General features: G+C 62.7%; 10 protein-coding genes. 9 read left to right on the forward strand and 1 reads right to left on the reverse strand.

All coding sequences use genetic code 11. From position 1 onward, the window contains the following. Positions 1-170 precede the first annotated feature (170 nt). A complete protein-coding gene (locus ACIQUI_RS10255) occupies positions 171-1,388 on the forward strand; it encodes a multidrug effflux MFS transporter (RefSeq protein ID WP_403197807.1) in 1,218 nt (405 codons plus the stop codon). A 30-nt stretch (positions 1,389-1,418) separates the two neighbouring features. On the opposite strand, the gene ACIQUI_RS10260 is transcribed toward ACIQUI_RS10255, so the two are convergent. Then, positions 1,419-1,721, reverse strand: coding sequence for a DUF1330 domain-containing protein (locus ACIQUI_RS10260; protein ID WP_403197809.1), 303 nt, complete (start codon positions 1,719-1,721; stop codon positions 1,419-1,421). 78 nt (positions 1,722-1,799) lie between these two features. Between ACIQUI_RS10260 and ribBA the strand changes: the two genes are divergently transcribed. The 8 genes from ribBA to ACIQUI_RS10300 all read left to right on the forward strand — a co-directional run bounded on the left by ribBA (position 1,800) and on the right by ACIQUI_RS10300 (position 11,614). Next, positions 1,800-2,921, forward strand: a complete 1,122-nt coding sequence (ribBA, locus tag ACIQUI_RS10265) for a bifunctional 3,4-dihydroxy-2-butanone-4-phosphate synthase/GTP cyclohydrolase II (RefSeq protein ID WP_403197811.1) — start codon at positions 1,800-1,802, stop codon at positions 2,919-2,921. 355 nt (positions 2,922-3,276) lie between these two features. Beyond that, a complete protein-coding gene (locus ACIQUI_RS10270; protein ID WP_403197814.1) occupies positions 3,277-4,302 on the forward strand; it encodes an ABC transporter substrate-binding protein in 1,026 nt (341 codons plus the stop codon). Then, positions 4,299-5,216, forward strand: a complete 918-nt coding sequence (locus ACIQUI_RS10275; protein ID WP_400719358.1) for an ABC transporter permease — start codon at positions 4,299-4,301, stop codon at positions 5,214-5,216. Before ACIQUI_RS10270 ends, ACIQUI_RS10275 begins: the two co-directional genes overlap by 4 nt. A gap of 6 nt (positions 5,217-5,222) precedes the next feature. Then, on the forward strand, positions 5,223-6,032 hold the full coding sequence (locus ACIQUI_RS10280; RefSeq protein WP_132841412.1) for an ABC transporter permease: 810 nt from the start codon (positions 5,223-5,225) through the stop codon (positions 6,030-6,032). Between the two features lie 17 nt (positions 6,033-6,049). Continuing rightward, a complete protein-coding gene (locus ACIQUI_RS10285; RefSeq protein WP_403197819.1) occupies positions 6,050-7,198 on the forward strand; it encodes an ABC transporter ATP-binding protein in 1,149 nt (382 codons plus the stop codon). A gap of 227 nt (positions 7,199-7,425) precedes the next feature. Beyond that, positions 7,426-8,733, forward strand: coding sequence for a substrate-binding domain-containing protein (locus ACIQUI_RS10290; protein WP_403197822.1), 1,308 nt, complete (start codon positions 7,426-7,428; stop codon positions 8,731-8,733). A gap of 325 nt (positions 8,734-9,058) precedes the next feature. Further along, complete coding sequence (locus ACIQUI_RS10295) at positions 9,059-10,120, forward strand: TerC family protein (protein ID WP_403197824.1); 1,062 nt, start codon at positions 9,059-9,061, stop codon at positions 10,118-10,120. A 141-nt stretch (positions 10,121-10,261) separates the two neighbouring features. Further along, on the forward strand, positions 10,262-11,614 hold the full coding sequence (locus ACIQUI_RS10300) for an SPFH domain-containing protein (RefSeq protein WP_403197827.1): 1,353 nt from the start codon (positions 10,262-10,264) through the stop codon (positions 11,612-11,614). Positions 11,615-12,038 lie beyond the last annotated feature (424 nt).

Consider the following 12,038-nt stretch of genomic DNA (forward strand, 5'->3'; position numbering starts at 1 on the left):
CAATGCTTCTCAAGGCAATTAGACAGCCCCATGGAGAGCCCCTGTGGGACTGCGCACCACCGTTGAAATTAAGCGCGACTGGTTTTGTGAAGGATTTGACCTTGCCTGGCTCGGCGCATAATATTCGACAACCTACCGGCCGGTAGGTGAAAAATCAGCCAGAGAAAACCATGCAAGCAGATCCCTCTCCCCCGCTACCTTTGCGCTTCGCCCTGGGCCTTGGCCTGGTAGGCGCCCTTGGCCCGTCCGCCGTCGACATGTACCTGTCGAGCCTGCCGGAAATCGCCAACCACTATCAGGCCAGCTTTACCCAGGTGCAGTTGACACTCACCTTCTTCCTGCTGGCCATGGGCGCCGGCCAGTTGGTATTCGGCCCCATCGTCGACGCCTACGGCCGACGCAAGCCGCTGATGGCCGGCCTGTTACTGTTCATCCTCTGCTCGCTCGGCGCCGCAGCCGCCCCCAGCCTCGACAGCTTGATCGCGCTGCGCTTCTTCCAGGGCCTGGGCAGCGCACTGACCCTGGTGGTGATCATGAGCATGGTCCGCGATGTAAGCCAGGGCGTCGAAGCCACCAAATTGTTTGCCCTGCTGATGACCATCGAAGGCGTGGCCCCCATTCTGGCGCCGGCTCTGGGCGGTATGATCGACACCCATTTCGGCTGGCGTGCAGTGATGCTGGTACTCGCCGGCATGGGCTTGGCGGTGCTGGCCAACAGCCTGCTCAACCTGCCGGAAACCCTGCCACCGGGCAAACGCGAACCCCTGCGCCTGGGCCACGCCTGCCGCACCTACCTTGCCCTTCTGGGCGACCGCCGCTTCCTGCGCCCGACCCTGGCGGTGGCGGCGGTGTTCTTCTTCCTGTTTGCCTACATTGGCGGCGCCACGCTGGTGTACCAGGCCCACTACGGTTTGAGCGCCCAAGCCTTCGGCCTGCTGTTCGGCGCCACCGGCGTATCTATCCTGATCGGCGCCATGGCCGCCAGCCGCCTGATCAGCCGCCTGGGCCTGAAGCCGCTGACACGCCTGGGCGTGCTGTGCATGGCCGGTGGCGCCTGTACCAGCCTGCTCGGTGCCCTCACCGGCCTGGGCCTGCCAGGTGTGGCCGGCGGCATGGTGGTCGCGCTGTTCGGCCTGGGTATTGCCGAATCAACGCTGATGTCGTTGGTGATGGCTTCGCAGCAAAAGTCGCTGGGCTCCACCGCGGCCATGCTGGGTGCCATTCAGTTGTCGGTGTCTGCCAGTGCTGCACCGCTGGCCGCCATGGTACTCAACCACGGCCCCACCGCCTGGGCCGCGTTGCTAGCCCTGTGCACTCTGGTGGTGTGCCTGCTGACCGCCCAAAGCCTGCGCGATACCCCTGCCAGCTTTTCCCTTGCCGGGCATTGATGCCTAGGCATTGAGGGTCAATTCGCCTGACTATTGGGCCAACGGCTCGAACCCTTCCACAATGATCACCTCGGCCATCGCCACCCCCTGGCGATGGCTGCACGCCTCCTGGTACAGCGCGGACCGGTAGCACGCCACCGCCTGCTCGTACGAATCGAACTCGATCACCACGCTACGCTGAGGGGTAGGCCGCCCTTCCATCGCCTCGCTGCGCCCGCCACGGGCCAGGAAGCGGCCGCCGAACGCCTTGAAGGCAGCCGGGGCGCGCTGTGTGTACTGCTGGTATTGCTCGGGGTCGGTCACGTCCACGTGGGCGATCCAATAGGCCTTCATGCGCTGCTCTCCTGTTTCGGCGATATTTGTGTATGATGGTATACCATAAAAAACATCCCACCACAGTGAGCGTGCACCATGGCTTTCAACACCATCGAGGAACTTCTCGAGGACTACCGGCAAGGCAAGATGGTCCTGCTGGTGGATGACGAGGACCGGGAAAACGAAGGCGACCTGCTGATTGCCGCCGAGCGTTGCGATGCCCAGGCCATCAACTTCATGGCCCGCGAAGCGCGTGGCCTGATCTGCCTGACCCTGACCGACGAACACTGCCAGCGCCTGGGCCTGGAGCAAATGGTGCCGGCCAACGGCAGTGTATTCAGCACGGCGTTTACCGTGTCGATCGAGGCCGCCACAGGCGTGACCACCGGCATTTCTGCCGCCGACCGGGCACGCACCGTGGCCGCTGCCATGGCCGCCAACGCGCGCCCCGAAGACCTGGTACAACCTGGCCACATCTTCCCCCTGCGCGCCCGTGAAGGCGGCGTGCTGACCCGGGCCGGCCACACCGAAGCCGGCTGCGACCTGGCCCGCCTGGCCGGTTTCAGCCCGGCCTCAGTGATTGTCGAAGTGCTTAACGACGATGGCACCATGGCCCGCCGCCCGGACCTTGAGGTATTCGCTGCCCAGCATGGCATCAAGATCGGCACCATCGCCGACCTGATTCATTACCGCCTGAGCACCGAGCAGACCATCAAGCGCATCGGCGAGCGTGAACTGCCGACCGTGCATGGCACCTTCCGCCTGGTCACCTATGAAGACCGTATTGAAGGTGGCGTGCACATGGCCATGGTCATGGGCGACATCCGCCGCGAGCAGCCCACCCTGGTGCGGGTGCATGTGATCGACCCGCTACGTGACCTGGTGGGTGCCGAATACGCCGGCCCGGCCAACTGGACGTTGTGGGCGGCATTGCAGAAGGTGGCCGAGGAAGGGGCAGGCGTGGTGGTGATCCTGGCCAACCATGAATCCTCCCAAGCCTTGCTGGAGCGCGTACCACAGCTGACCCAGCCGGTGCGGCCTTATCAGCGTGGGCAGTCGAAGGTGTACTCCGAAGTGGGCACCGGGGCGCAGATTCTGCAAGACCTGGGCGTGGGCAAGCTGCGCCATCTGGGGCCACCGCTGAAGTATGCGGGGCTGGCGGGGTATGAGCTGGAGGTGGTGCAGAGCATTCCCTTCGAGCCCGGGATGGCAGGTTGACGCAGCCCCCCTGTAGGAGCGGCCTTGTGTCGCGACAGGGCCGCAAAGCGGCCCCAACAATTCCAGTGTCGACGCTGAAATCCCGGGGCCGCTTCGCGGCCCATCGCGACACAAGGCCGCTCCTACAAAGGTTCGCGGCAGCGTGCAGAGGACGGAGTGATGGCCGGTCGCCTCATGCCTCTTGCGAAAAGTTTGGAATACCATAATATGATATCCCGTAGACCTTAAATCTGCAGGCCGGCACCTACAATTACAAACGGCCACCCAGACACTTTGTTTTAGCTGCTCCCCGAATACTGTTGGCGGGCGCACCAAAAGCCCCGCCTCGAATAACAAAAGCAACGAGGGCGTAACCATGCTGTTGAGCAAACGTGTAACCGCAGTGCTGTCCGCCAGCCTGCTGACCCTGGCATGTCAGGCCGCACAGGCCGCTGACAGCCTGAATTTCGTCAGCTGGGGCGGTACCACCCAGGACGCCCAGAAAGAAGCGTGGGCAGTCCCCTTCACCAAAGCCACCGAGATCAAAGTCGTCCAGGACGGCCCCACCGACTACGGCAAGCTCAAGGCCATGGTCGAAAGCGGCAACGTGCAATGGGACGTGGTCGATGTCGAAGCCGACTTTGCCCTGCGCGCCGCCAGCGAAGGCCTGCTCGAACCCCTCGACTTCAACCAGATCAAACGCGACAAGATCGACCCACGTTTCGTTTCCGACCATGGCGTCGGCTCGTTCTTCTTCTCCTTCGTACTGGGCTACAACGAAGGCAAGCTTGGTGCCAACAAGCCGGTGGACTGGAGCGCGCTGTTCGACACCAAGACCTACCCCGGCAAACGCGCCCTGTACAAATGGCCGAGCCCCGGCGTGCTGGAACTGGCCTTGCTGGCCGACGGCGTCACGCCCGACAAGCTCTACCCGCTGGACCTGGACCGCGCCTTCAAGAAGCTCGATACCATCAAGAAAGACATCGTCTGGTGGGGCGGTGGCGCCCAGTCGCAACAGCTGCTGGCTTCGGGTGAAGCGTCGCTCGGCCAGTTCTGGAACGGCCGCGTCTACGCCCTGCAACAAGATGGCGCGCCAGTGGGCGTGAGCTGGAAGCAGAACCTGGTCATGGCCGACTTCCTGGTCATCCCCAAAGGCGCGAAGAACAAGGACGCGGCCATGAAGTTCCTGGCCAACGCCAGCAGCGCCGAAGGCCAGGCCGAGTTCGCCAACAAGACCGCCTACGCGCCAGTGAACGTCGACAGCGTGGCCAAGCTCGACAAAGACCTGGCACCGAACCTGCCGACCGCCTACGCGCAGGACCAGGTTACCCTGGACTTTGCCTACTGGGCGAAGAACGGCCAGGCCATCGCTGCCCGCTGGAATGAGTGGTTGGTCAAATGAAAGTCGCCATCAACGCCCTGCATAACGCGCAAGGTGCCCCCACGGGCGCCGGCGCCCCGGGTACGGCCCCACGCCGCGTCAGCCTGAGCCAGCGCTGGAAAGGCAGCCGCAACCTGCTGCCGGCCCTGCTGTTCCTTGGCCTGTTCTTCTTCGCCCCACTGGTTGGCCTGTTGCTGCGCGGGGTGCTGGAGCCAACGCCGGGGCTGGGTAACTACGAGCAGTTGTTCGCCAACTCGGCCTACGCCCGGGTGCTGTTCAACACCTTCTCGGTGGCCGGTGTGGTCACCCTGATCAGCGTGCTGCTGGGCTTCCCGCTGGCCTGGGCGATCACCCTGGTGCCCAAGGGCTGGGGCCGCTGGCTGCTGAACATCGTGCTGCTGTCGATGTGGACCAGCCTGCTGGCGCGCACCTACTCGTGGCTGGTGCTGCTGCAAAGCTCGGGGGTGATCAACAAGGCGTTGATGGCCATGGGTATCATCGATACCCCGCTGGAAATGGTGCACAACCTAACCGGCGTGGTGATCGGCATGAGCTACATCATGATCCCGTTCATCGTGCTGCCGCTGCAGGCGACCATGCATGCCATCGATCCGATGGTGCTGCAAGCCGGTTCCATCTGCGGCGCCAGCCCGTGGACCAACTTCTGGAAGGTGTTCCTGCCACTGTGCCGGTCGGGGCTGTTCTCCGGGGCGCTGATGGTGTTCGTGATGTCGCTCGGTTACTACGTCACCCCGGCACTGCTGGGCGGGGCGCAGAACATGATGCTGCCCGAATTCATCATCCAGCAGGTGCAGTCGTTCCTCAACTGGGGCCTGGCCAGCGCCGCCGCGGCACTGCTGGTGGTCATCACCCTGGTGCTTTTCTACCTGTACCTGAAGCTGCAGCCGGAATCCCCGGTTGGCAACGCGAGGTAAACCGCCATGCTCCTGTCTCCCAATGCCATGGGTCGCCCGCTGCGTACGGGCCTGTACCTGACCACCGGGGTCATCGCGGCCTTCCTGCTGCTGCCGGTGGTGTTCATCGTGCTGTTGTCGTTCGGCTCGTCGCAGTGGCTGGTCTTCCCGCCGCCTGGCTGGACCTTCAAGTGGTACGGCCAGTTCTTCTCCAACCCGGAGTGGATGGATGCCGCACTGGCCAGTTTGAAGGTAGCCGTGCTGACCACCGTCGCTGCCGTGCTGCTGGGCCTGCCCAGTGCATTTGCGCTGGTGCGTGGCCGCTTCCCGGGCCGCGAACTGCTGTACGGGCTGTTCACCATGCCGATGATCGTGCCGCTGGTGATCATTGCCGTGGCGGTGTATGCGCTGTTCCTCAAGCTTGGCTATACCGGCACGCTGTTCGCCTTTGTGGTCAGCCACGTGATCGTCGCCCTGCCCTTCACCATCATCTCGATCATCAACTCGCTGAAGCTGTTCGACCAGTCGATCGAGGATGCCGCGGTAATCTGCGGTGCCTCGCGCCTGCAGGCCATCTTCAAGGTCACCTTCCCGGCCATTCGCCCGGGGATGATCGCCGGCGGCCTGTTCGCCTTCCTGGTGTCGTGGGATGAAGTGGTGCTGAGCGTGATGATGGCCAGCCCCGACCTGCAGACCCTGCCGGTGAAGATGTGGACCACCCTGCGCCAGGACCTCAGCCCGGTCATCGCCGTGGCCTCGACCCTGCTGATCGGCCTGTCGCTGTTTGTTATGTTCATTGCCGCCGCCTTGCGCCGGCGCACCGAAACAAACGCCTGAGCGCGGAGAAAACAACAATGAGTGCAGTGATCAAAGACAACGCGCCCGGCAAGACCCTGGTCAGCCTGCGCGGCCTGAACAAGCACTACGGCGACTTCACCGCCGTGGACAACCTCGACCTGGAAATCCAGGACGGCGAGTTCCTGACCTTCCTCGGCTCCAGCGGCTCGGGCAAGTCCACCACCCTGTCGATGCTGGCCGGCTTCGAGACGCCCAGCAGCGGCGAGATCCTGGTCGATGGCCAGTCGCTGGTGAACGTGCCGCCGCACAAGCGCGATATTGGCATGGTGTTCCAGCGGTACTCGCTGTTCCCGCACCTGAACGTGCGCGACAACATCGCCTTCCCGCTGGCCATTCGCAAGCTCAACGCTGCCGAGACCGCCAAGCGCGTCGACGCCATGCTCAAGCTGGTACAGCTGGAGAAGTTCGCCCACCGCAAGCCCTCGCAAATGTCCGGCGGCCAGCAGCAACGCGTGGCGATTGCCCGGGCGCTGGTGTACGAGCCACGCATCCTGCTGATGGACGAACCACTTGGCGCGCTGGACAAGAAACTGCGTGAAGACCTGCAGGACGAATTGCGCCAACTGCACCGCCGGCTGGGCATCACCATCGTCTACGTCACCCACGACCAGGAAGAAGCCATGCGCCTGTCCCAGCGCATCGCCATCTTCAGCCATGGCAAGATCGTCGGCCTGGGCACCGGTTACGACCTGTACCAGAACCCGCCGAATGCCTTTGTCGCTTCGTTTTTGGGCAACTCCAACTTCCTGCGTATCAAGGCCAGCAGCAATGGCGCGGGCAGCTTCGAAGGCCAGCCGGTGGCCATTCGCCTGACCCCGGGTCTTGCCGCCGCGCAGGATGCACTGATCATGGTGCGCCCGGAAAAAGCCCTGGCCCTGACCGCCGAACAGGCCGCGCGCGAGCCGCTGCCAGCAGGCTGGAACGAAGTCAGCGCCAAGGTTGGCGAAGTGCTGTTCCTGGGCGAGAGCCAGACCTGCCATGTGGTGACCGCTGGTGGTACTGAACTGACGGTGAAGGCACTGTCGGCTGCGGGCATGCCTATGCAGCCGGGCGACAGCGTGAAGGTGCGCTGGGCGGTGGCGGATGCCTGCATCTATACCGAGTGGGCCGAGAGTGACCTGAGCAAGTCGGCCGGGGCGCATTGAGATCGCCGGGGGCCGCTGTGCGGCCCATCGCAGCGGTTCGTCGCCACGACAAGCCAGCTCCCACAGGGATCGTGCCAATCCTGGAGGTTGCGCTGAACCTGTGGGAGCTGGCTTGCCTGCGATGGGCTGCGCAGCAGCCCCAGCAACCACTGCCCTACTGACTGTCACATTATCATCACGCCACTGTCGTAATCTGCCGGCCAACTCTATGCCATAGGCCACCCGGCATGCCTCGCCTGCTTGTCTTGCTGCTCACCTTGCTACCACTGGCGACCCTGGCCGAGCCCGCTCACCTGCGCGTGCAAGGCTCCAACACCATCGGCGCGGCCTTGCTGCCGGCGCTTGTCCAGGGGCAACTGCGCGCGCAGCACGCCACCGCCATTACCCAGCAGCCTGGCAACGTTGCCAACGAAACCGTGATTACCGCACAGGACGCGAATGGCCAGCCGGTGCGCATCGATATCGCCGCCCACGGCTCCAGTACCGGCTTCGCCGCCCTTGGCCGTGGCGACGCCGACCTGGCCGCCGCCTCACGCCCGATCAGCGACAGCGAAATACGCCAGCTGCGAGCCTTGGGTGACCTGCGTGCGCCCAGCGCCGAACAAGTCATCGGCCTGGATGGCGTCGCGGTTATCGTTCACCCCGACAACCCGCTACCACAACTCTCCACTGGGCAACTGGCACAGGTTTTCTCCGGGCAGATCCAGCGCTGGGAGCAATTGGGTGTTGCCGGGGGTGCCATCCACCTGTATGCCCGTGACGACCGTTCCGGCACCTACGAAACCTTCAAGGCATTGGTACTGGAGCCCCAGAACGGCGAGCTGTCGAGCGAGGCCCGGCGCTTCGAGTCCAGTGACCAACTGGCTTTGCGCGTGGCCAGCGACCGCCAGGCCATCGGTTTCAGCAGCCTGGCAGCCGTTCACGGTGCCAAGGTGCTGGCGGTGGCCGAAGGCGACGCGCCAGCCATGTTGCCAGAGCGTGCGCTGGTGGCCAGTGAGGACTACCCGCTGTCGCGGCGCCTTTATGTGTACCTGCCAGCCAACCCCAAGCCGCAGGCCAAGGCGCTGGCCGACTTCGCCCAAAGCCCGGCCGGCCAGGCAATCGTTGCCCAGCAGGGTTTTGTGTCGCAGCAGATCAACGCCCAGCCGGTTTCGCTCCAGGCCGACATGCCGCCGCGCTACCGTACCCTGGCCCAGCAAGCGCAGCGGTTGAGCGTGAACTTCCGCTTCCAGGAAGGCAGCGCCAGCCTCGACAACAAGGCCCTGCGCGATGTGCAGCGGGTGGTCGAATACCTGCGCCAGGCCGGCAAGTTGCAGCGCAAGGCGGTGCTGGTAGGCTTCGGCGACCCCAAGGAAACACCTGGGCGAGCCGCGCTGCTATCGCGCCTGCGGGCCCAGGCAGTGCGCCGCGAGCTGGCGCGCGATGGCGTGGAGGTACTGGAGGTGACCGGGATGGGCGATGAATTGCCGGTGGCCGGAAACGAGCTGGAGCAGGGGCGGCTGCGTAACCGCCGGGTAGAAGTGTGGGTGTATTGATCTACAAAAGGTCCCACTGCCCTGTGTAGGAGCGGCCTTGTGTCGCGATGGGCTGCAAAGCAGCCCCGGCAATGCTGTGGCAACTCGAAAATCCTGGGGGCGCTTCGCACCCCTTTCGCGACGCAAGGCCGCTCCTACAGTTGACCGCGTTACCAAATCGCTCGACGAGGTCGCCCTGGCAAAGAAATGTAACAGCTCCCCACTCGGTATCCCCTGCAAACGGGTCTAGGCTCAAGTTCATGTGATACCGGGCCCCTCTGACGGCTGCCAAGCCGTGATGTCGGATCACTGTTGCCATGCAACGTCGACATTCAAGGAGGGGCTCATGACAGCTCTGCAAGCATTCCTCACCACCCCTGTACTCGGTACCAGCGCCTGGTTGTGGCTGGTGTTCATGGCCATCGTCATCGGTTTGCTGGTGCTCGACCTGGGCGTGCTGCATCGCCACGACCGGGAAATCGAAATGCGAGAAAGCCTGCTGCTGTATTCAGGCTACTTCAGCGTCGGCGTGCTGTTCGGCGTGGGGGTCTGGTATCAGCTGGGTGCGCAGTCGGCGCTGGAGTTCTACACCGGTTTCCTGGTCGAGCAGTCGCTGTCGATGGACAACGTGTTCGTCATGGCGATGATCTTCAGCTACTTCGCCATCCCCCGCCGCTACCAGCACCGCGTGCTGTTCTGGGGCATCCTGGGGGTGGTCATCCTGCGGGCGATCATGATTGGCGTGGGCGCCGCGCTGGTGCAGAACTTTGCCTGGGTGCTGTACCTCTTCGGCGCCTTCCTGCTGTTTACCGGGGTGAAGATGGCGCTGTCGAAGGAAGACAGCCACCCGGACCTTGCCAACAACCCGGTCATCAAGTTCGTGCGCCGGCACATGCGCGTCACCGACCAGATCCACGGCTCGCACTTTTTCATACGCCAAACCCCGCCCGGGCACAGCAAGGCACTGCGCTATGCCACCCCGTTGTTTTTGGCACTGGTGCTGATCGAACTGGCCGACCTGGTGTTCGCCGTCGACAGCGTGCCGGCGATCTTCGCCATTACCCAGGACCCGTTCATTGTCTACACCTCCAACATCTTCGCCATTCTTGGGCTGCGCTCGCTGTACTTTGCACTGTCAGCGCTGATGCACCGGTTCGTTTACCTGAAGTACGCGCTGGCGTTGGTGTTGATCTTTATTGGCTGCAAGATTTTCTACCACGGGATGGTAGGAAAGGTGCCGGCGTTGCTGTCGCTGGGGGTAACGTTCGGGTTGCTGCTGGGTGGGGTGGTGGTTTCGTTGGTGAAGACCAGAGGACAGAAAGTGGCGGCCGAGTCTGAGCAACCGAATCCTGTTTCGAATGCGGCCATCGCACGAGAAAAAGACGAAGACCCGCAACTGCGGGTCTGAGTTGCTGTGATGCAGCCTAACGAGGCTGGTTTTTTCCTAATCAATCCAACGATTTTTCCTACACAAGGTATGCGTGTGGCCTGATTGTGAGCACAGGGACAGCTTCGCCAGCATGGTGACTTTCCGCACAAGGAGTGCTCCATGCAAAAGCTGTCTGTTCCTGACCTTTCCCAATTTCGTATCAACCGCAAGCTGGTTGCAGTCGTTGGCATCCCGATCCTGGCCGCTGGCTTACTCGCAGCAATGTTCAATGAAGTGTTTTTCTACAACGAAGCGGGTCAGATGACCCACGTACGCACGATCTTTGGCGAAGAGAAAGTGGTCGAAGACGTTGGCTACGCCACAAAATGGTTCGGCCGCAGTACAGCCTGGCGCCGTACCATCGGCGTCCAATCTTCCTTGCGCATGGACAATCCGGAAGACGTTCGCGGCGGGCATCCGTCCATTACACTGGACAATCTGCCCATCGTGTTTCTGGGCAATGTCGATGCGAAGGCAGAATTCAGTACTCAGTTTCGCCTGCCTTCAGGTGAAGCCTTTTTGAAAATTGCCCAAGAGTACCGCACGCCAGACAACTTCCTGCAACGTGCATTGTTGCCGGCGGTAAAGGAAACACTGCAAGCCACGGCCTCACTGATGAGTGCCGACGATTACTATGCGGGTAACCGTAGCCACTTCGGTGCCGAGTTCGAGAATCAGCTGCGCAACGGCCTGTACTTGACCAGCCGCAAGGAGATCCGCGTTCAACGCGAAAATCACCCGGCCCAAACCGCGATTCTGCAGGCCGGCACCGAACAGGGTAGCTTCGGCGACAACAGCGCTACCCGTTTCGTCATCGAAAAGAAGCTCGACAAAGATGGTCGGGAGTTGCGCAAGCAACAGCAATTCCGCCTGTTTGGCGTCGAAGTAGTCGACGCGCGTGTCACTCATATCGACCCTAACCCGCAGTATCAGCAACGTATGGTCCGCGTACAACAGGCGCTGGCCGAACTGGCCGTGGCCCGGCAAAACCGGCTCAAGGAAGAAGAAGAGAAGGAACTTGTCTCAGCCCGTGGCGCCAAGGACGTCGAGGCCAAACGTCAGGAAAGCCTGCGCCAGCAAATCGAACGTACCACCGAAGCCGAGACAGAGAAACAGCTTGCACTGATCAACGCAGAACGTGAGAAGCGCCGCGCCGAGATCGACAAACAGACGGCCGAACTGCTTCGGGACAAGGCCCGTGTCACGGCAGAAGCGACCAAGATCACGGCCGATGCCGAAGCCTACGCCCGTGAGGCCACGCTCAAGGCGGATGGCGCCCTGCAAACCAAGCTGGATGCGATGGTGAAGATCAACCGGGCCTGGGCAGAGGCTGCTGCAAGGGCGCCAGTGCCGAGCGTAATGATGGGGAGCCCCGAATCAGGCATTGGGCGGCAGGATGAAATGAGCAAGCTCATGAGTGTACTGGCTACGAAGGCCGCCAAAGATCTGGTGATTGACCTGAAGACTCAGTAAGCCTTCGCTGGCCTCTTCGCGGCTGAAGCCGCTCCCACAGGGATCGCATCAGGGCTGACAGGTGTTGGCCGCAAGATATGCAGCGCCTGTGAGACCGAGCGCCGCCCGCGCGGCGCATCGCGAGCAAGCTCGCTCCTACATCTGTTTCGGGCCAATCATTCCTATGGGATTTGCGCGCGAACGCTTTGGCGCATGGCTCGATATCGCGTCGAACGAACAAGGCGGTCGCGCGCGCATGGCACAGGCGTTACTGGCCCGAAATAAATGTAGGAGCGAGCTTGCTCGCGATGCGCCGCGCGGGCGGCGCTCGATCTCACAGGCGCTGACGATGCCGTGGCGAGCACCTGGCAACCCTTATGCCATTGCAATAAACCATAGAATCTCCCACAGGTACTGCACTGGCTTCGGGTTCACCTTGAACCTG

Origin of the sequence: Pseudomonas sp. NPDC090592 (assembly GCF_044769185.1) — a bacterium.
Taxonomy (GTDB): domain Bacteria; phylum Pseudomonadota; class Gammaproteobacteria; order Pseudomonadales; family Pseudomonadaceae; genus Aquipseudomonas.

Excerpts from the sequence above, each read along its gene's own strand:
- ACIQUI_RS10255 (WP_403197807.1), top strand. The coding sequence starts at position 171 with ATGCAAGCAGATCCCTCTCCCCCGCTACCTTTGCGCTTCGCCCTGGGC.
- ACIQUI_RS10260 (WP_403197809.1), bottom strand. The coding sequence starts at position 1,721 with ATGAAGGCCTATTGGATCGCCCACGTGGACGTGACCGACCCCGAGCAA.
- ribBA (WP_403197811.1), top strand. The coding sequence starts at position 1,800 with ATGGCTTTCAACACCATCGAGGAACTTCTCGAGGACTACCGGCAAGGC.
- ACIQUI_RS10270 (WP_403197814.1), top strand. The coding sequence starts at position 3,277 with ATGCTGTTGAGCAAACGTGTAACCGCAGTGCTGTCCGCCAGCCTGCTG.
- ACIQUI_RS10275 (WP_400719358.1), top strand. The coding sequence starts at position 4,299 with ATGAAAGTCGCCATCAACGCCCTGCATAACGCGCAAGGTGCCCCCACG.
- ACIQUI_RS10280 (WP_132841412.1), top strand. The coding sequence starts at position 5,223 with ATGCTCCTGTCTCCCAATGCCATGGGTCGCCCGCTGCGTACGGGCCTG.
- ACIQUI_RS10285 (WP_403197819.1), top strand. The coding sequence starts at position 6,050 with ATGAGTGCAGTGATCAAAGACAACGCGCCCGGCAAGACCCTGGTCAGC.
- ACIQUI_RS10290 (WP_403197822.1), top strand. The coding sequence starts at position 7,426 with ATGCCTCGCCTGCTTGTCTTGCTGCTCACCTTGCTACCACTGGCGACC.
- ACIQUI_RS10295 (WP_403197824.1), top strand. The coding sequence starts at position 9,059 with ATGACAGCTCTGCAAGCATTCCTCACCACCCCTGTACTCGGTACCAGC.
- ACIQUI_RS10300 (WP_403197827.1), top strand. The coding sequence starts at position 10,262 with ATGCAAAAGCTGTCTGTTCCTGACCTTTCCCAATTTCGTATCAACCGC.